The organism is Mesorhizobium sp. P160927 (assembly GCF_057766385.1).
Genome location: NZ_JBYMDW010000001.1, coordinates 2,544,498 through 2,563,968, shown reverse-complemented (window position 1 = coordinate 2,563,968; position 19,471 = coordinate 2,544,498). Strand labels below are relative to the sequence as shown.

Here is a 19,471-nt window from a genome sequence, read left to right as displayed (position 1 = left end):
AGTGTCATCGACGCCAGATTGCCAAGAAAGAAACGATCGGCCCTTCGAGGCCGCCGCGATGAACAATTTTTGCGCGCGCGCCGGCAAGCTGACAATGACCGCGATCACTCGCGCAGATCGGACCGCCAGCAGGCGCGCGACCTCCACGCTATTGGGCTGCCCTGAGCAGCATGCCGAACAGGTCGCGTGGCTCGTCAGGGTCGGCGAGCATGTCGAGCTCCTGGTAGAGGCCGGTCGTCCGCCTTCATGCCCGGCAGCACGCCGGCTTCCAGCACTGCCTCGATGAAGCCCTGCGACACCATCCGCAGCGCCTTTGCCCGCGCCACGTCGCCGGCACGAATGGCCTGGTCGACCGCCACATAGAGCCTGCTAAGCAGATTGTAGGTCGTACCGATGCCGCCTTCGAACTCGCCGGCATCGCTCAGTCCGGTCATGGCGTGAATCCCGACAAGCCAGGCACCTGCATCAGGTCGCCCGACCTGACCTGCCGCAACCGGCGTCAGGGCAATCTCGCCTAAAGCGATGGTCCCATCCGGATAGGGCTGCCGTCGCTGAACCGGGATTGACGGAACCTGTGTAGGTTGTGTCCAGCCTCGTTGCCCTGGATCAAGTCGGACAGGACGCGGCCCATGCCGGGCCCTATGCCGAAGCCATGGCCGCTCATCCCGGTCGCGATGACGAGACCATCGACCGTTGCGGCGCGATCGACCACCGGCACTACATCCGGCATCGCATCGATCATGCCGGCCCAGCTTGCCCTGAGCGGCACCGCCTCGAATTGCGGAAAAAGCGCCTTGAACCCATGATCGATGGCGCGAAGGGCCCTGGGCTCCGGGGCAGGATTGAGAACACGCATCCTTTCGAACGGGCTTTCCTTGTCGGCATCCCATTTGCGCGGGGTGAACCAGCTATCCGGATATGCACGCGGCGCCGCCGGCAGATAGCGCGTGCCGAAAGGATTTGCCTTCAGGGCGGGCAGGTATTTCGGTGCGTGACGCAATGCATCCGGCCCGACATAGAGCAGGTGGCTGCCTCCCGCGGCGAGCGTGTATCCGCCGTCCTTCCTACGCCGGAAGGCGATGCGTTCGTCCGCGGCAGCGCCGGCATGGATTTCGGGCATAGGCGCGGTCGCCGCGACGGTCGTGCGGACACTGAGCTGCGGGATCGAGATGCCATGCGCGCGCAGGAACAGCGACGTCCAGGCGCCGCTGGCGACAAGCACGTTCGAGGTGGCGATGCGGCCTCGTTCGGTCCAGACACCGCTGATCCGCCCTGCGGAGATGTCGAGCATCCGTGCCGCACAGTTCTCGATGATTGTGACACCCTGGCGAGCGGCCAGGCGGGCAAGCGCCGGCACGGCGACCCAGGGCTCGGCACGCATGTCCGACGGCGTGGTCATGGCGCCCCTGAAGGGGCGTGACATGGCCGGGATCAGCTTGGCGGTCTCGCCCTGGTCGAGGAGGCGCGTGTCGACGCCATGGGCCTCGGCGATCTTCAGGAACTTGGCGAAACCGGCCATCTCCTTGTCGGTCCGCGCAAGATAGGTCACGCCCGTCTGCGTCAAGCCTATATCCTCGCCGCACTCCTCCGCCAGTTGGCGCCAGAGACGCAGCGCTTCGATGACGATGGGCAATTCGTCCGCGTCGCGGCCCTGCTGGCGAATCCAGCCCCAATTGCGCGAGGACTGCTCCGCGGCGATGCGTCCCTTCTCCAGCAAGGTCACCGGTATGTTGTGACGGGCCAAGAACAGGGCTGCGGTCACGCCGATGATGCCACCGCCGACAATGACCACATCCGACGTCTTCGGCAGCGGCGCCTGGAACTGGATCGGACTGGCTTCGGTAAAAGGGAAGATCGTCAAAGGACTGTCCTTTTTTCATAAGCGTGCCCCACGCCGATGGCTGGTCCCAGTGGCGCGAAAGTCGCCCGCTTTCGGACACTGGCCAAGCAGGAAGTACGCCGACGAGCACTACACGACCGACCTCGAAAATTTGCGTGCCAGCTCGATAAAATTGTTGACCACCCGTCGAAGCCGCTTCTCGTCGCAGGGCAGCCCTCGGCTTCGTCGACAATCGGGTGGTTAGGGCATGCGAATGCCGGACGAAGCGAAGCGCTCGCTCATACCTGTCGCGACATTCCGGCGGAGGATCGCGAACGTTAGCTTGCCGTCCGATGAGTTCAGGCCAGCCCGAACCGCTCTACCGCACGCATGATGCCGCGCAGCTCAGCGAGGCCTTTCAGCCGGCCGATGAGCGAATAGCCGGGGTTGATCTTCTTCTTGCCGATGTCGTCGGCAAGCAGATGGCCATGATCGGGCCGCATCGGAATTTGCCAGTCGGCTCGGCCTTCTCCGCGACGGCGCTTCTCTTCCTGCATCAAAGCGAGGATGACATGCGCCATGTCAGTGCCGCCCTCGAGATGCTCGGCCTCGTAGAACGAACCGTCCTCCTCGATGGTGATGTTGCGCAGGTGGACGAAATGGATGCGGTCGGCGAATTCCTTGACCATGGCGACAATGTCGTTGTCGGCGCGCGTACCGTAGGAGCCGGTGCAGAACGTCAAACCATTTGCCGGGCTGTCGACCGTCTTGAGGATGAAACGCGCATCCTCGGCCGTCGAAACGACGCGCGGCAGGCCATAAAGCGAGAACGGCGGATCATCGGGGTGGATGCACATGCGCACACCCGCCTCTTCGGCCGCCGGGATGATCTCGCGCAGGAACCAGGCAAGGTTGTCGCGCAGTTCCTTAGGCCCAATCGCGTCGTATTCCGCCAGCGCCTCGCGGAAACTGTCCCTGTTATAGCTACGCTCCGTCGCCGGCAGGCCGGCGATCAGATTGCGCTCGATCTGGTCGATCTGCTCCGGTGTCAGCGCCTCAAGGCGCTTCTCGGCCTTGGCGATACGTGACGGCGTATAGCTTGCCGCGCCGTTCTTGCGCTGCAGGACAAACAGATCATAGGCAGCGAAATCGATGGCATCGAAGCGCAAGGCATAACCGGTCGTCGGCAGCCGGTAGGCCAGGTCGGTGCGAGTCCAGTCGACCACAGGCATGAAATTGTAGCAGATCGTCTGGATGCCGGCCTTCGCGAGCGCGCGGATGCTGTCGCGATAATAGCCGGCATAGCGCTCGCGCTCCGGCGCGCCGATCTTGAAGGAATTGTGAACCGGAATGCTCTCGACAACCGACCAGGTCAGCCCAGCCGCCTCGATGACGCGCTTGCGTTCGAGCACATCGGCTTCAGGCCAGGCCCTGCCGTCATAGATCTGGTGAAGCGCTGAAACCACGCCGGTGGCGCCGGCCTGTTTGACGTGTTCAAGCGTCACAGGATCATCGGGACCGTACCAGCGCCAGCATTGTTCCATTGCCACTTCCTTTTCCGCGAGAGACCGGCAACCTATTGTTTGAGCACGACGGGTGTCAAACTAAGAGCGGCCGGTTTCGATAGCGAATGAAGGAGCTTCCGCGATGACTGATTTTGACGGCAAGGTGGCATTTGTGACAGGAACGACCGGCATCGGTCTGGCAACCGCCAAACGCCTGGCGGCTGGGGGCGCCGCGATCGTCGCCTGCGGGATCGACAGCGCGGCCAATGCCGCCCTGCAGGAAAGCCTCGCCAGATCCGGAGCCGATGCGCTGGTGCAAACGGTTGACGTCTCCGTTTCAGAGCAGGTTCGCGACGCGGTCGCGGCCGGCATGGCGAAATTCGGCGGCATAGACATCATCGTCAATTCGGCGGCGGTGCATCCCTACGGAACGGCGACGACAACCGACTGGGAGACCTGGAACCGGGCTATGACGGTCAATGTCGGCTCGATCTATCTGACCGCCCATTTCGGCATCCCGGAAATGATCAAGCGTGGCGGCGGCGCCATCGTCAACGTCGCTTCGGTGCAGGGCTTCGCCTGCCAGCAGAACGTTGCCGCCTATGCCACGACCAAGGGCGCCATCCATACGCTGACACGTTCGCTGGCACTCGACTATGCCGCATCCGGCATAAGGGTCAATTCGGTTAGCCCGGGCTCGATCCGCACACCGATCCTCGAAAAGGCCGCGCGTGGCGACGGCGGCAGCGATGCCGACGTGGAAGAGGCCTACAGGCGCTTCGGTGCGGCCCATCCGCTCGGCCGCATCGGCGAGCCGGAGGAAGTGGCGGAACTCATCGCTTTCCTGTGCTCGTCGAAGGCCGGCTTCTGCACAGGCGCCGACTACAAGATAGATGGCGGCCTCACCGCCGGCATCGGCGTGAAGTAAGACCGTGAAGATCGATCTCGGAACCATCGGGAGCGGTGCATTAACGCAGCCAGTTCGGAACAATCTTTTTTGGTCGAAGTTTTACTCCTTGAAGGGACGAACTCTCCGAAGGAGATTTCCTATGAAACATGTTCTCATTACCAGCATGCTTGCGATCGGGCTCGGCTGCGGGACGGCGATGGCTCAGACGCAGCAGCCGGCCGACAGCCAATCAGGAGCTGACACAAATTGCGCTTCCGGCACGACCAACTGCCAGAAGGGCTCCAAGATGAAGGAGCAGGCGCAGGGCACCAAGTCCCAGACTGATCAGCAGGCTCAGGACAAGACCAAGGTCAAGACAGAGGAGCAGGCACAGGGCAAGACCAAGGCCAAGACGGACGAACAGGCCCAGGGCAAGGCCGGCACCAAGACTGACCAGCAAGCCCAGGACAAAACCAAGGTCCAGACCGACCAGCAGGCACAGGGCAAGGCCGGCACCAAGACTGACCAGCAGGCCCAGGACAAGACAAAGGTCCAGACCGACCAGCAGGCACAGGGCAAGGCCGGCACCACGACGGATCAGCAGGCTCAGGGCAAGACAAAGGTCCAGACTGACCAGCAGGCACAGGGCAAGGCTGGCACCACCACGGATCAGCAAGCTCAGGACAAGACAAAGGTCCAGACCGATCAACAGGCCCAGGGCAAGGCCTCCACGGAGGACAAGACCTCGACCGCTTCCATCAACAATGTGACGGTTGAACAGAAGACCCAGATCACTCATGTGATCAGGGAAACCAAGGTCGAGCCGATCGCCAACGTCGATTTCGACGTCTCCGTCGGCATCGAAGTTCCGCGGCACAAGGTCAGGCTGCATCGCTTGCCGGCTCGCATCGTGAAGCTCGTCCCAGCCTACGAGGCGTACGAGTATTTCGTTCTCGCCGACGGCCGGATCGTCATCGTCGATCCGGATACATACAAGATCGTGCTGGTATTGACCTAGCAATTCCAAGGAAAAGTGCGTAGCGGTTTCCGTTCGGAATTGCGTAAAAACAGAGAGTTAGAGCACAAGATCGTTCAACCCGCCCCGCTGCACGCGGGTCGGGTTGAGCACTAATGGCGAGATGAATACGGAAAGCTTTCGGTGCAAACCTCAGCGCATGCTCAGGGATTGCGAGGCCGCAATGTCCGCAAGGTGATCGAGTAGCGGTGCTCGGCAAGCGGCGGGATGCTGTGCTCCCATTGCGTTCGCGACGGCCCTGTCATGAGATAGGCCGATCTCGGCTCGACGGTGATGGTTCGACGCTCCCATTTAGACCCATTCTTGCGCCGAAGGCGAAAATCGCAGGGCGCCAGCAGCGAAACGCCCGCGACGTCCTCGAAGTGCGGCTTGTCGCGGTGCCAACCGATGCCGGCGCCGGGCCGGTACTCGTTGATCAAGACCTGCGCGAAGGTTTCGGCCGGCCGGCGCGCAAAAGCCGCGACCTTTTCGCGCAAGGGCAATAGAAAATCAGGTATCGGCGGTGCCTCGACCACCTCGCGCCGGTCATAATCGTAGCGAAGGCCAAAACCGACGACACGCCGGTTCGCCAGATGACCATGGAAGTCGAAGGCCTTGAAGGGCAGTGCCTCTAGATGACGGACGAGTTCGACTTCGTCTTGTGGCGTGATCAGTCCGGTCCGGTAGGCGAAACCCTCCGGCAGACCATCCTGAGCGGCACCGAAGAGATCATGCTGGGCCACACGGCCGGCTGTTTTCGATTTGAGCGGCGACATTTTGCCTAGATGGTGAAGGCCGGACAACAAGGCAATATGGGAACCGCGCTCGCCTGCCCTGGACACGTCAAACGGAGCAACGGAACCGCGGGGGCAGCGTGAAAGTTTAGGAATGCCGGTCCCGTCGGAGGCGCCGGATATGTTCCAGCCGTGGAGTGCCGGATGCCGCGCGTTGAAACCGGGGCCTGCTTTTGCGGGGCGATTGCCGCCACCATGGACGGTGAGCCTTTCTGGATATGCTACGATCACGATGACGATTGCCGACGGGCCATCGGCAGTCCACTCACCGTCTGGGTCGGGTATCGGCCGAGCCAGTTCAACCTTTCGAGGGGGGCGCCAAAGGCCTTTTCCAAGACGCCGGGTGTTATCCGCACTTTCTGTCCCGACTGCGGGAGTTCGATAGGCTATAGCGACGAAGGGCTGCCGGACGAGCTTTATCTGACGATCGGGTTCTTCGACAAACCCGAAGGGCTGCGGCCACAGGCTCATGCCTATTGGGACCTCAGGCTGCCTTGGCTCGACTTTGCCGACAAGCTGCCGCGCATCGAGCGCTATTCAAGGAAACGCGACGCGAAGTTCGGCAACCCACGCGACCGGTAGCGAGGTCGGGTAGCGGCACGGAACCGCACCACGCCTGGCAGGTTTATTTGGCTGAGCCGTCAGGTGACAGCATGCCGTCAACCGTCATTCGAAACACGCAATACGATCCCGCGACCAAGATCCTCTCTGTCTGGTTCGTGCCGCATGGCAACCGCTATGACTATGAGGACGTCGCCCCGGCTACCTATGGCGCGTTCATGCGCGCTCCTTCGAAAGGCCGCTTCTTCAATAAATTCATCAAGGACCACCACAGATATCGTCGCGTGGCGTGATACCCGGCCCGTCACGCCTTCCTGTTCTCGTCGGCTCTCACCTCATCCGGCGCCGGTTCCCAACCAAAGACACTGCGGCCGCCAAGCAGATGCGACTGGTCGAATTCGCCGGCGACAATTTCCTTGAGGCTGGGACCCGTGACGTATCGCTCGACCTGCCGCGACTGGTCGTCGAGCCGCCTCAAGGCGCCGATTTCCTCTTCGCGACCGAGCCTGGCCTTTTGCACGGCTGACTTCAGGACGCCGATCGTCTCGTCATAAACCTTGAGCGGTACAGGGAACGGATGCCTGTCCTTGCCACCATGCGCCAGCGAAAAACGACCCGGATCCGAAAACCGGCACGGCGCGCCATGCACCACTTCGGCAACGAGGGCGAGTGCCCGCACGGTGCGGGCGCCTACGCCCGGAACCAGGAGAAGCTCGGCAAAATCAGCTGGACCTCGCTCGGCGGCAGCGGCCATGTTGCCGTGAAGGCGATGCATCACGACGTCGCTTTCGCGAACGTCATGATGAGCCGGCATGACCAGATGCGGCAGCAGGGGCTGCACCGGAGCCGGTGCAGTACCGGGCTCCAGCGCGGCGAACTCCCGAAGGATGCGGTCCGGCCCAAGATCCTGGAGCAGGTCAAGCTGTCCCTGGCGCGAGGCTTCGGCGCGGCGGTCGGTCAGGTTGACGATCTCGCCCTGGTTGGCGCCTTCTATGGCGGCATGCGGCTGGTCGACGAAACTCGTCAAACCTTCGGACAGCCAATGATAGCGGCGCGCCACCTTGCTGTCGCCGTTCATGCCTTGCTGCACCACCACCCAGTTGCCGTCGTCGGTAACGATGAAGCCATGCAGATAGAGGTCGAAGCCGTCCTGAACGGCGGCGCTGTCCACCTTGGCGACAAGCCGGCTGGCGGTCGCAAGGCGGGCTCCGTCGAAGCCGATACGCTCACCGATGGCGGCAAGCTCGTGGGGGGTTTTGCGCGAATGCGCGCCACGGCCGCCGCAGACGTGGATGCCGAGTTCGCCGGACAACGGCGTGAGGCCGCGCTTCAAGGCGCCGACGACGCTGGTGGTGATGCCGGACGAATGCCAATCCATGCCCATGACCGCGCCGAAGGACTGGAACCAGAACGGATGCGCCAGACGCCGCAGCAATTCGTTGCGGCCATAGTGATGGATGATCGCCTCGCACATGACGGCACCGAGACGCGTCATGCGGTCGCCCAGCCATTTCGGCACGCGTCCACCGTGAAGAGGGAGATCCGCACTGCCCGATCGTTGCGCCACGTCTTTGCCTGCTCCAGTGTCCGCGATGGGGACAGATAAGCACTACAGACCCCGCAGGGAAGGCCGATGCTACAGTGGCGTCAAGTCCAGTTCGAGAGAACCGTTTCCATCTCGACTGTCTCGACCTGCTGCGCGAAGCGCTGGTGATAGACGGTAAGCAGCGCGTCATGCGTTGCGTCGGAAGAACTGCACAATGCGTCGGTGACGAGCACCACGCGATAGCCGAAATCGATAGCCCCGAGAACGGTGGCCAGGACGCATACGTCGGTTTCGCCTCCCGTGACGACCAGCGTGTCGATCTCGCGTTCCATCAGAAAGGCCCTGAGGCGCCCTTCGAACCAGGGGGAATAGATGTGCTTGTCGATGACTGCCGCCGGCGGACAGTAAGCTGCCAACGCCGGCAACAATTCGATCATCTCCGGTCCGATATTGTCGATCGCCATCGAGGCCCAGCGTTCATAATAGCGCTTCCATGTACCAGCGCCTTGTCCCGGCCTTTGCGCAGGCAGGAAGCGCGTGAAGACCGTCTGTTCCGCACGCCTTTCGACCAGCCTCTCAATTTGAGGCATGACACGGGTTATCCAGGGCGTCGCCCACGGCGACGGTTCGGCAAACAGCTTCTGCATATCCACGCAGACATGCATGCACCGGTCGCCCAATGGGCCATAAGCCAAGCCTGGCATCGACATCAACGCATCTCCGACCGGCGGTGTTCTCATGACTTCCGGCACTGCCATCCGGATACGCAACGCCGCATGCGAGAACTCGTTCCTGTCGAGCTGGACGAAGGCCAGACCGCCTCGTCATCCACAATCAAGGACCGCGCCCGGGACGAGCGCCAAGGTCGGCCTGCGGGCCGAACCCGGCATCTGCATTTCTCGACCAGGAAGGGCGGGCGATCTGATCTGCAGCTTTCCGGCGTTCTATTCCGCCGCCAGTGCGGCGACTTCCCGCCGAAACGGCAATGCGTCGCCGATGTCAGGTTCGTCCAGCTCTCGGGCGAAGCGGTGGCCAGCATAGGTTGCCCAGGCGATCGGCCCCGGTGCTTCGGCGTCGCCGATGACCTTGATCGAACGGATGCCGCTGTCGGCCCACTCGTTTTCCCGTGCATTGAGCTCGCGCCAAACGGCGTCGTCCTGATTGCGTGACGTGACCAGGACGGCGGCATCGGCCGCCAGATCCTGTTTCGCGCCCGTGTAGACGCAGGCCGTCACGACGCCACCTGAAGCGACACTCGTGACGGTCCTGTTGAGCACGATATCGACGCCGAGTTCCACCAGGCGGCGGTGAATGGCTCCTTGCTCCAGCGTGTTGCGTGTCCAGTCCGAGACATAGGCCGACGGCGTCACCAGGGTCACCTTCGTTCCCTGACGCGCCATCAGCTCGGCGAGAACGCCGCCCATGTAATAGTGGTCGTCGTCGAACAGCACGACCTTGCCAGCCGGAACCTTGCCGGCCATCAGATCGTCGGGTGAGTAGACCGGCATCGCGGCGTCGATCGGCATCGGCACGACATGGGCACGCGCGACGCCGTCGCGGCGCCAGGTCGATCCGGTGGCAATGGCGACGTTCTGGAAGCCGAACGAGAGGATGTCACCGGCCGACAGCCGGCTTTCGAAATAGATGTCGACATCGGGCATCTGGCTGAGCTGATACTGCCGATAGTCGCGCACCCTGCCCCAGGCCGACAGGCCTGGAAGTTTGCTTTCGCGCGCCACGCGCCCGCCAAGCTCGGTGCCCGCTTCCGCGATGGCAACTTTATAGCCGCGCATGCCTAGCGCACGCGCGGCCTCCAGTCCGGCAGGCCCGGCGCCGACGATCAGCACGCTGTCGCTGTCGCCTTTCGCCTGCATGCGCTCAGGATGCCAGCCTTTGCGCCATTCCTCCATGAAGGTCGGGTTCTGCGTGCAGCGCGAGATCGACATGGTCATGTCGCCGGTGATGCAGATGTTGCAGCCAATGCATTCGCGGATGTCCTCGATACGCCCCTCCTCGACCTTTCTCGGCAGGAAGGGATCGGCGATCGACGGGCGCGCGCAGCCGATGAAGTCGAGCGTGCCCGACCTGATCATCCTGACCATCACGTCGGGCGAGGTGAAGCGGCCGACGCCGACGACCGGCTTCGAGGTCAGCTTCTTGATGCCCGATACCAGGCTTTCCTGAGCCGCCTCGTCCTTGAAGCGTGACGGACCCGAGCAATCCTCCCAGACGCCGTGCGCGAGATCCCAAAGATCGGGCAGTTCGGCATGCATCTCGATCATGTCGCGGACTTCCGAATTGGCGAAGCCGAGTTCACCGATCATCTCGTCCAGCGACAGCCTGAGCGTCAGGCCGCACGTGTCGCCGATCGCGTCGCGCCCTTCCTCGATCAGCTCGCGCATCAACCGCGAACGGTTTTCCAGCGAGCCGCCATATTCGTCGCCGCGCTGGTTGGTGGCCGTCGACAGGAAATGCTGGATGATGCCGAAGCCGTGCGCGCCATAGAGGCAGACAAGGTCGAAACCCGCCTGCTTGGCGCGTTTGAAGGCATTGCGGTGCCAGCGGCGCAGGTCGCGTATGTCCTCTCTGTCCATGGCGCGCGCCTGCACCGGATCGTTGGTGAAGGTGCGGATCGGCAGGGCCGATGGCCCGCGCGGCACCTCCTTGGTGTAGAGGTTGGGGCCGTTGATGCCGGAATAGGCGAGCTGGATGCCGGCCAGCGCCCCGTGCTCGTGCATGGCCTCGGCCATCTTGGCCAAGGCCGGAATGTCGGCGTCGTCCCATAGCCGCAGTTCGATGAAAGGCGTGATCTCGGAGGTATGGTGCATCTCCGTCTGCTCGGTGAAGATGACGCCCCAGCCGCCTTCCGACTTGATGCGGCGCATCTCTGCCGCCGCCGATGGATCGCGATAGCCACCGCCATTGCAGTGCGGAACCTGATAGAAGCGGTTCTTGGCCGTCACCGGACCTATCTTCATCGGCTCGAACAGGATGTCGTAGCGTGGGTCGCGCATGTAGCTTCCTCCCTGCCGGCTCGGCACCGCCGGTGCTGCCGAGACTACTCATAAGTTGGAGCCGGCGCGGGAAAACTACGGATTTCTTCTGTGCCGATTAGGACGCGCCTAATCGCGCGCGCCGGCGCGAATTAGTCTGCGTTGAACCGGGGCTGAGCGAAATGCGACTTCAGAGCATCGGCGGCATGATGCTAGACAGCCAGAACCCGACCGAGAGACAGAAAATGGACAGCATCAGAATTCTCGAACGGCTGATCGCATTCCCCACGGTGAGCCGCGACTCGAACCTCGACCTGATCGGTTATACGGCCGACTTGCTCGAAGCAAGCGGCGTTGCCTGCCAGATCGTCCACAGCGCCGACAGGCACAAGGCCAATCTCTTTGCCACCATTGGCCCGGCAGGCAGACCCGGTGTCATGCTGTCCGGCCACACCGACGTGGTTCCCGTGGACGGCCAAGACTGGACGCTGCCTCCATTCGAAATGACCGAGCGCGACGGCAAGCTTTATGGGCGCGGCGTGGCGGATATGAAGGGTTTTGTGGCCTCTGCGCTCGCGACCTGCATCAAGGCCTCCAGGATGGCGCTTCGCACGCCGTTGCATCTGGCGCTCTCATGTGACGAGGAAGTCGGCTGCCTGGGCGTGCGCGACCTGATCGAAATGCTGAGTGCGGCGCCGCAGCGCCCGCTGCTGTGCATCGTCGGGGAGCCGACCAACATGCAGGTGGCGACCGGGCACAAGGGCAAGCTTGCCGCTCGCGCCGTCTGCAGGGGACGCGAAGGCCATTCGGCGCTCGCCCCGCTGGCGCTCAATGCAATCCACCTCGGGTGCGATTTCGTGCGCGCCTTGCGTGACGAACAGGAACGGCTGGCCCGCGACGGCGCCCGCGACGGCGACTACGACATTCCCTACACGACGGTTCATGTCGGCAAGATCAATGCCGGCGTCGCGCTCAACATAGTGCCCAACCTCTGCCACGTCGATTTCGAGATCCGCAACATTGCCGCCGACGACGCCGCCAGCATTCTCGACAGGCTGCGCGCCGCGGCGGTGCGCATTGCCGAGGACGCCGCTTCGATCGCGGCAGAGGCAGCAATCGACATCGAAATCACCAACACCTATCCGGGCCTCGACACGCCGGCCGCATCGGAGGCGGTGGCTTTCGTCAAGTCGCTGACCGGTGCCAACGACACGATGAAAGTCGCGTTCGGCACGGAGGGCGGATTGTTCAGCCGCGATCTCGGCACGCCCGCAGTCGTTTGCGGGCCGGGCTCCATGGCGCAGGGACACAAGCCCGACGAATTTGTCAGCGTCGAACAGCTGCGGCGTTGCGACGCGATGCTGGACAGATTGCTGGAACGGCTCACGGACGGCTGGCCGTGAGCCGCATGGCAGGCCTCACTTCACGATGCGCTCGGTACCGAAGACGCCCTGCTCGACGACGAAGCGGCGACAGTGGTCGATGAAGGCCTGCACCGTCAGCGTGCGATGCTCGGCGTTCGGCAGCGCAATTCCTATGGTCAGCGGCCTGAGGTCGCCCAACAATGGCACAAAGACCAGTAATTTGCCGTCCGGCGACATGGTGTTGAGCGGCCGCATATTGGCGATGCCGTAGCCGAAGCCGTTGGCGACCATCGAGCGCATCACGGCGATGTCGCCGGTGCGCTCGACGATCTTGGGCCGCAGGCCCCTAGGCTGGAAAGCCGACAGGAAATATTCCCTGCTGTAGGGCAGGTCAAGCAGCACCATCGGCTCATCGACCAGCTCCTCGGGCGTGATACCTGCCTTCGCCGCCAGCCGATGCGCGGCCGGCAGCATGACATAGGCCGGCAACTGCATCAGCGGCTCGAAAGTCATGTCTTGCGACAGCTCCAGATCGTAGGTCAGCGCGGCGTCTATCTCGCCACGTTGGAGCATCTCGAACAGTTGCCCCTGGTTGCGCTCGAATTGCCTGACCCGCACATCGGGATAGGCGTCCTCGAATTTCTTGCGCAGCGCCGGCAACACGATCTGAGCGAAAGTGAGTAGGCAGCCGATCGCCAGTGGTCCGCGTACCTTTTCGGCGATATCCCCGGCAATGTCGTGCAGCGCGTCCGCGTCGTTGAGCAGACGCGCGGCTTCCTTGAGGAAGAGGCGCCCGCCCGCCGTCAGCGCCAGCGCATGCGAATGCTTGCGCACGAAAAGCTGCACGCCGAACTCGGCTTCGAGCTGAGCGATCGACGCCGAGATCGACGGCGGCGAGACATTCACCTGCTCGGCCGCCTTGGCGATCGAACCCGCTTCGCCAACGGCGACGAAATATTCGAGTTGTCTCAGCGTGAAGCGAAGCGGCATGGTGGCTATGTTGCCGGTTTGCAGCCGGCGATCAAGTCGCGGCCGCTTCTCAATATTTGATCCAGGTAGTCTTCAGCGCGGTGTACTTGTCGAGTGCGTGCAGCGACAGGTCGCGCCCGAAGCCGGACTGCTTGAAACCGCCGAAGGGAGTCATCGGGCTCAGCGCATCGACGGTGTTCACGGAAACCGTGCCCGCGCGCAGCCTTTCCGCCAGACGATGCGCCCGCGACAGGCTGTCGGTCCACAGCGATGCGGCCAGGCCGTAGACGCTGTCGTTGGCGATGCGAAGTGCCTCGTCTTCGGTGTCGAAGGCGATCACGGACAGGACCGGACCGAATATCTCGTCGCGCGCAAGCGGGTCGTCGGGCGAGACGTCGTCGAAGATCGTGGGCTGCACAAAACTGCCGCGCCCGCCGACGGTAACCCGGTCGCCGCCAGTCACCAGCCGTGCCGACTTCTTGCCGCCATCGACGAAACGCATGACGGTCGCGGCGTGGCGCGCGTCCACCATCGCACCCATCCTGGATGCAGGGTCGAGCGGATCGCCGGGCTGGGTCGCCGTCGCGCGCTGCGCCAGTTTCTCGAGCAGCGCATCCTTGATGCCGCGCTCCACCAGAAGCCGGGAGTTGGCCGAGCATACCTGTCCCTGGTTGAAGAAGATGCTGAAGGCGGCCATGTCAGCTGCCGCGTCCAGATCACCGCAATCGGCGAACACCAGATTGGGGCTCTTGCCACCGGTCTCCAGCCAGACCTGCTTCATGTTCGACTGGCCGGAATATTGCAGAAACATCTTGCCGACAGCGGTCGATCCGGTGAAGGCAAGGCAATCCACGTCCATATGGCGGCCAAGCGCCTGTCCGGCCGTCTCGCCGAGGCCGGGCACCACATTGAGCACGCCGGCGGGCAGGCCTGCTTCCATGCCAAGCTCGGCCAGCCTGAGCGCCGAGAAAGGCGACTGCTCGGCGGGTTTGAGCACCACCGAATTGCCGGCAGCCAGCGCGGGCGCGCATTTCCAGGTCGCCATGTCGAGCGGAAAGTTCCACGACACGACGGCGCCCACGACCCCAAGCGGCTCCCGCCGTACCAAAGCAAGGTCACCTCGGGCCGTCGGCGCCACCTCGTCATAGACCTTGTCTATCGCTTCGCCGTACCACTGGAAGATCGCCGCCGACCCCGGCACGTCGACGGTCGCTGCGTCCTTGACCAGTTTGCCCATATCAAGAGATTCCAGCAGCGCGAGCTCCTGCAGGTTCTCACGCAGCAATTCCGCCAGCCGCAGCAGCACCTGCTTGCGATGCCGAGGGCTCGCTCTCGACCAGACGCCGGCCTCAAAACTGCGACGTGCCGCGGCGACGGCAAGGTCGATGTCCTCTTCGCCGCAGGAAGCCACCTCGGCGAGCGTTGCTCCCGTGGCAGGATTGATGCTGGTGAATGTCGTGCCGGAACACGCGGGCAATGCCTTGCCGTCGATGAACGCCCTGTCGCGAAAACGGATAGCCGAGGCTTTGCCGATCCAATCCTTATGACTGAGTTCGTGCATGCCGGCTCCAGATTGTCGAACTACTCATCACCGGGAACGCCGTAGCTTGGCGCACCCGACGGGTTGAGGGCGCGCGTGACATAAGCATCGAGCTGGGGCTTGTAGATGTCCCACAGCATTGCCAGATGCTCGATCGGACACCCTTCGGTCCAGTCGCAACGCAGGTCGGCGACGGGCCATGACACATCGCGTACCAGTTTCATGCCGGCGGAGCGGACAGGCCCCGCCTCGCCGCCGGCCTCGAGTGCGGCTCGCATGGTGACGATCAGCCGGTCGCCGAGATCGCCTTCGGAGGCGAGAAAGGCGTCCACCATGGCTTGCGGAACCCTATCGCTGGCAAGCAGGTTGCCGCCGCAGGCGACGTCCTCGCCGCGTGCCTCGCTCCAGATGCCAAGCGCTTTCGGTCCCGAATGGATCGCGCTGCCGCCCGCCTTGTCGACCGCCAGGACCTGCCGGTATTCGCTGAAAGCGGCCGTACGCTTCAGGATCGCGACGGCTTCGGCGGCGGAGGCGCCTCGCGCCATCAGTTCCAGCGCCCGTGGCCCGAGCGTCGGGTCCGTGACATTCTGGCTGGCAACGGCGCCGACGCCTGCCTGTGCATAGGCGCAGCGGGCCGCGACCGCGGGAGATGATGAGGATATCGCCACCCCGAACATACCGGTGCGCCGGCACCGTGCGACGATGGAGAAGGTCATGGCGCTCAGTCCGGAATTACGGCCGTGCCGTCGATTTCGACCAGCCATTCCGGCCGCGCCAGGGCCGACACGACAAGGCCGGTCGAAACCGGATAGACGCCCTTGATGTATTCGCCCATCGTCCGGTAGACGGCTTCGCGATGGCGCACATCAGTCAGGTAAATCACCACCTTCACCAGATGCTCCATGGTGCCGCCGCATTCCTCAATGAGCTGCTTGATGTTCTGCATCACCTTGTGCGTCTGCTCGACCGGATCGTGGCTGGCGATATTCGTGGCGGTATCGAGATCCTGCGGGCACTGCCCGCGCAGATAGATCGTCCGGCCACCCCGTGTGACGACCGCCTGACACAGATCGTTGTCGAGCTTCTGCTCGGGATAGGTGTCCTTCGTATTGAAGGTACGAATTCGGGTATGCTTCATCTTGATCTCCATCAGGTCGGGCTCGCGGCAGCCGTCGGCGGCGGTCAGGCGTCCACGGTTTCGCGCTTAGCGGCGGCGTGATAAGCGAGATATTTGCGCTGCGTCGAAATACGGTCGGCCACGTGCTTGGCATCGTGCCACACGCCCCAGATGAAGCTCGATCCCCTGCGTGACTGCCAGGGCAGTCCCAGGAAATAGATCCCCGGCTCGGTCGAGACGCCGCGCTGGTGCCTTGGCCGGCCCTGCTCGTCAAAGGCATCGACCTTGAGCCAGCTGTAATCGGCGGTAAAGCCTGTCGCCCAGATGATCGAACTTATCCCGGCTTCGGCCAGATCGAGCTCGAGGATCGGATTGGTCACGCAGTCCGGGTCAGGGCCGATCCGGCGGGCAGCGGGTTCTTCGGGAAGGTCGAGACCGTTGCGCGCGACATAGGCGTCGGCCTCGTCCAGCAATGCCATCAGATTGGCATCACCGCGGGCGATGTTTTTGGCAAGATCGGGCGCGAAGGTCATGGCACCGTCCTGGTACGCCCTCGTCATGCCGACGAGCGTAAGCCCCTGCCCCGCCAGACGGCGAAAATCGATCGTTTCTCCGCCCCGCGCGCCGCTCACCGCGATCGTGACATGCTCCGTGCCGGGTCCGGGAGTTTCGAGGTCCCATTTGCCGAGAACGCCCAGCCACCAACAGAAGTCGCGGCCGCGATAGGCGCGCGGCGGGCGGTCGTGCGCGCCGACCGAGAGATGGACGCGTTTGCCAGCACGCTGGAGTTCGTCCGCAATCTGGACGCCCGAGGAGCCCGCGCCGACCACCAGCACCGCGCCTTTCGGCAACTGCGCGGGATTGCGGTAGGCGCTGGAGTGGATTTGCAGGATGCCGGCATCGGCAGGAACGACGGGCGGGATGACCGGGACCTGGAAAGGGCCAGTCGCCGCGACAACGCTGTTGGCCTCGATCATGCCATCGGACGTCTCGACTCGGAATCCGGGCCGGCCGACATTTCTTTGCACGGACCTGACCTCGACGCCGCAGCGGACCGGCGCATTGATCTGCTTTGCGTAAGCGACAAAATAGTCGGCGACCTCTTCCTTGGAGGGGAAGCCATCGGGGCCTGTCACAGGAAATTCCATGCCCGGAAAGCGGTCGTGCCAGGCCGGGCCATTGGCAACCAGGGAGTCCCACCGCTGCGAGCGCCAGCGCTCGGCGATGCGACCGCGTTCGAGAACGAGATGCGGCACCCCGCATTTGCTCAGGTGCTCGCTCATGGCCACCCCAGCCTGGCCGCCACCAACGACAAGCGTGTCTATCGTCTCAACCGACATGCCCAGTCCTTTTCTGACCATCCGACAGCTCCCGCCGCACGTGATGAAACCGATTTCCGGCGGCCGGCAAACGCAGCCCCGGGAGATCCATTTCTCCGTGTTCCGGACAAGCCGTGCGCCATCCGGTCGCCTCCCTATTGGCGCTCACAAGTAGCAGCACGTGCCGGTGGGCGCCCATAACGAATCTCCGAAGTCACGCGTAACCATTTCCGAATTTCTCATGCCGGTGGTCGCATCTACAGTTTCAGCGGCCGGATCCGCAGCGCCGAATGAGCTGGCGGCGAAGCCGGGCACGTGTCGGCACGGAATCGTTGCGGAACAGGAGCAGCCTCGCAGCGGCCCGTTCGGCAATGCCACGAGCCGGCATTCTCGAGGGGCTGGCATGAAGACTGAGAGCTATGACTATATTGTCGTCGGCGCGGGTTCGGCCGGGTGCGTGGTGGCCAATCGGCTGAGCGCCGATCCGGCGGTCAGGGTGTGCCTGGTAGAGGCAGGCGGCAGCGACAACAGCCCGCGGGTAAGGATTCCGGCGGGCATTCTGTCGCTCTATGGCAACCCGAACTACGACTATTGTTTCGTCGGCGTGCCGCAACCCCATCTCAACAACCGCAGCATTCCGGTCAACCGGGGCAAGGCGCTGGGCGGATCGAGTTCGATCAACTCGATGGTCTATATTCGCGGCGCGGCGCAGGACTATGACGAGTGGGCCGGGCTCGGCTGCGCCGGCTGGGCTTACAACGACGTGCTACCAGTGTTCAGGAAGCTGGAGCGCAACCTGATCGCCCAGGACCCGCGCTATCACGGCGCGGACGGCGAGCTCATGGTCGACAATCCGCGCGATCCGAACGTGCTTTCCGCCATGTTCGTCCTGGCCGGCGAACGTGCCGGCCTGCCCGCCAACGAAGACTTCAATGCAGAGAGCCAGTTCGGCGTCGGGATCTACAACGTCACCCAGAACCGGGGCCAGCGCTTCAGCAGCTTCACCGCCTTCATGCGTCCGGTGCTCCATCGCGGGAACCTGACGCTGCTCAGTGCATGCGAGGTGGTCGACCTTGTCATTGCCGAAGGGCGCGCCACCGGCCTGCGGGTGCGTCACGACGGCGAGCAAAAAATACTCGCGGCCAGCCGCGAGATCGTGCTCTGTGCCGGGGCCATCAACTCGCCCAAGATCCTGATGGCATCCGGCATCGGCCCCGCCGACGAGCTGCGGCAGATCGGCATCACGCCGATTCTCGATCTGCCCGGTGTCGGGAAGAACCTGCAGGACCATGTCGACGGCATGATCACCGTGCGCTCCAGGAGCACCAGGACGCTCGGCCTATCGTTTGCCAACCTGCCCCGCATCGCGGCAGCGCCTTTCCAGTATTTCGCGCGCCGAAAGGGAATCCTCACGACCAACTATGTCGAGGCCGGCGGCTTTGCGAAGACTCGGCATGCGAACGGCCTGCCCGACATTCAGTTCCAGTTCGTGCCGGGCTATCGCAGCCATCGCGGCAGGCTCATCGAATATGGCCACGGCTACGCCATTCACACCTGCGTTCTCAGGCCGAAAAGCGTGGGCGAGATCAGATTGTCACAGGACAGTTCTCGCCGCGACGTTCTCATCGATCACCGCTTCTTCGCGAACGAGGACGACGCCATGGTGCTTGTCGAAGGCATCAAGATCGCGCGCAATATCCTCGCCGCATCCGAGTTCGATGCGGTGCGTGGCAAGGAAATGCTTCCGGGCAAGGATGTCGGTAGCGACGACGAGATCCTAGCCTATCTGCGCGCCGAAGCGCTGACCGTCTACCACCCTGTCGGAACCTGCAAGATGGGGACGGACGCGATGGCGGTCGTTGATCCGGCGACGCTGAAAGTGCGAGGCATGGACGGGCTCCGGGTCGCCGATGCGTCAGTCATGCCGAAGCTGATCGGCGGCAACACGAACGCGCCAAGCATGATGATCGGACAGAAGTGCTCGGAGATGATCCTGGGCTCGGCGCGTCGCGGCGAAAGATAACGATCCGCCCAGCCTTT

Annotated in this window: 18 protein-coding genes; 6 read left to right on the top strand and 12 right to left on the bottom strand. The window is 63.4% G+C overall.

Translation table 11 applies throughout. From position 1 onward, the window contains the following. Positions 1-194: 194 nt before the first annotated feature. From AC3CB8_RS12290 to uxuA, 3 genes are all read right to left on the bottom strand, one after another. On the bottom strand, positions 195-434 hold the full coding sequence (locus AC3CB8_RS12290) for a hypothetical protein (protein WP_352562853.1): 240 nt from the start codon (positions 432-434) through the stop codon (positions 195-197). Between the two features lie 80 nt (positions 435-514). Next, entirely contained in the window at positions 515-1,861 is a 1,347-nt protein-coding gene (locus AC3CB8_RS12285; RefSeq protein WP_352562852.1) for an NAD(P)/FAD-dependent oxidoreductase, read from the bottom strand. A gap of 317 nt (positions 1,862-2,178) precedes the next feature. Next, complete coding sequence (gene uxuA, locus AC3CB8_RS12280; protein WP_352562851.1) at positions 2,179-3,363, bottom strand: mannonate dehydratase; 1,185 nt, start codon at positions 3,361-3,363, stop codon at positions 2,179-2,181. Between the two features lie 103 nt (positions 3,364-3,466). Between uxuA and AC3CB8_RS12275 the strand changes: the two genes are divergently transcribed. Further along, the gene (locus AC3CB8_RS12275; protein ID WP_352562850.1) at positions 3,467-4,252 is read left to right on the top strand and encodes an SDR family NAD(P)-dependent oxidoreductase; all 786 of its coding nucleotides are present in this window, start codon (positions 3,467-3,469) and stop codon (positions 4,250-4,252) included. Positions 4,253-4,256: 4 nt separating this feature from the next. After that, entirely contained in the window at positions 4,257-5,231 is a 975-nt protein-coding gene (locus AC3CB8_RS12270; RefSeq protein WP_435302934.1) for a DUF1236 domain-containing protein, read from the top strand. A 161-nt stretch (positions 5,232-5,392) separates the two neighbouring features. On the opposite strand, the gene AC3CB8_RS12265 is transcribed toward AC3CB8_RS12270, so the two are convergent. Next, complete coding sequence (locus AC3CB8_RS12265; RefSeq protein ID WP_352562849.1) at positions 5,393-6,004, bottom strand: alpha-ketoglutarate-dependent dioxygenase AlkB; 612 nt, start codon at positions 6,002-6,004, stop codon at positions 5,393-5,395. Positions 6,005-6,166: 162 nt separating this feature from the next. Here AC3CB8_RS12265 and AC3CB8_RS12260 point away from each other — a divergent pair, with 162 nt between their 5' ends. Both AC3CB8_RS12260 and AC3CB8_RS12255 read left to right on the top strand, forming a co-directional pair. Further along, the gene (locus tag AC3CB8_RS12260) at positions 6,167-6,604 is read left to right on the top strand and encodes a GFA family protein (RefSeq protein WP_352562848.1); all 438 of its coding nucleotides are present in this window, start codon (positions 6,167-6,169) and stop codon (positions 6,602-6,604) included. A gap of 71 nt (positions 6,605-6,675) precedes the next feature. Then, positions 6,676-6,876 carry a KTSC domain-containing protein gene (locus AC3CB8_RS12255; RefSeq protein ID WP_023771384.1) on the top strand — a complete coding sequence of 67 codons (201 nt, stop codon included), beginning with the start codon at positions 6,676-6,678 and terminating at the stop codon, positions 6,874-6,876. A gap of 11 nt (positions 6,877-6,887) precedes the next feature. Here the strand turns inward: AC3CB8_RS12255 and AC3CB8_RS12250 are convergent, their stop codons facing one another. From AC3CB8_RS12250 to AC3CB8_RS12240, 3 genes are all read right to left on the bottom strand, one after another. Continuing rightward, the gene (locus tag AC3CB8_RS12250) at positions 6,888-8,150 is read right to left on the bottom strand and encodes a DUF763 domain-containing protein (RefSeq protein ID WP_352562847.1); all 1,263 of its coding nucleotides are present in this window, start codon (positions 8,148-8,150) and stop codon (positions 6,888-6,890) included. 80 nt (positions 8,151-8,230) lie between these two features. Next, positions 8,231-8,839, bottom strand: a complete 609-nt coding sequence (locus tag AC3CB8_RS12245; RefSeq protein ID WP_352547412.1) for a cysteine hydrolase family protein — start codon at positions 8,837-8,839, stop codon at positions 8,231-8,233. Positions 8,840-9,073: 234 nt separating this feature from the next. Further along, positions 9,074-11,143 (bottom strand): oxidoreductase, encoded by a 2,070-nt coding sequence (locus tag AC3CB8_RS12240; RefSeq protein WP_352562846.1) that lies wholly within the window; start codon positions 11,141-11,143, stop codon positions 9,074-9,076. 224 nt (positions 11,144-11,367) lie between these two features. On the opposite strand from AC3CB8_RS12240, the gene argE reads away from it, so the two are divergent. Continuing rightward, positions 11,368-12,525: an acetylornithine deacetylase gene (gene argE, locus AC3CB8_RS12235; RefSeq protein WP_352563024.1), complete on the top strand. Its 1,158-nt coding sequence runs from the start codon at positions 11,368-11,370 to the stop codon at positions 12,523-12,525. Between the two features lie 15 nt (positions 12,526-12,540). Here the strand turns inward: argE and AC3CB8_RS12230 are convergent, their stop codons facing one another. The 5 genes from AC3CB8_RS12230 to AC3CB8_RS12210 are packed head-to-tail and all read right to left on the bottom strand — an operon-like array spanning position 12,541 to position 17,452. Next, the gene (locus AC3CB8_RS12230; protein ID WP_015316459.1) at positions 12,541-13,476 is read right to left on the bottom strand and encodes a LysR family transcriptional regulator; all 936 of its coding nucleotides are present in this window, start codon (positions 13,474-13,476) and stop codon (positions 12,541-12,543) included. A 49-nt stretch (positions 13,477-13,525) separates the two neighbouring features. Next, complete coding sequence (locus tag AC3CB8_RS12225; protein WP_352562845.1) at positions 13,526-15,016, bottom strand: aldehyde dehydrogenase; 1,491 nt, start codon at positions 15,014-15,016, stop codon at positions 13,526-13,528. Between the two features lie 20 nt (positions 15,017-15,036). After that, complete coding sequence (locus AC3CB8_RS12220) at positions 15,037-15,711, bottom strand: DUF1028 domain-containing protein (protein WP_023771390.1); 675 nt, start codon at positions 15,709-15,711, stop codon at positions 15,037-15,039. Between the two features lie 5 nt (positions 15,712-15,716). Then, positions 15,717-16,133 carry a RidA family protein gene (locus AC3CB8_RS12215; protein WP_023782460.1) on the bottom strand — a complete coding sequence of 139 codons (417 nt, stop codon included), beginning with the start codon at positions 16,131-16,133 and terminating at the stop codon, positions 15,717-15,719. Between the two features lie 44 nt (positions 16,134-16,177). Next, complete coding sequence (locus AC3CB8_RS12210; RefSeq protein WP_352563023.1) at positions 16,178-17,452, bottom strand: flavin-containing monooxygenase; 1,275 nt, start codon at positions 17,450-17,452, stop codon at positions 16,178-16,180. A 382-nt stretch (positions 17,453-17,834) separates the two neighbouring features. Here AC3CB8_RS12210 and AC3CB8_RS12205 point away from each other — a divergent pair, with 382 nt between their 5' ends. Continuing rightward, positions 17,835-19,454, top strand: coding sequence for a GMC family oxidoreductase (locus tag AC3CB8_RS12205; RefSeq protein ID WP_352726338.1), 1,620 nt, complete (start codon positions 17,835-17,837; stop codon positions 19,452-19,454). Positions 19,455-19,471: the final 17 nt, after the last annotated feature.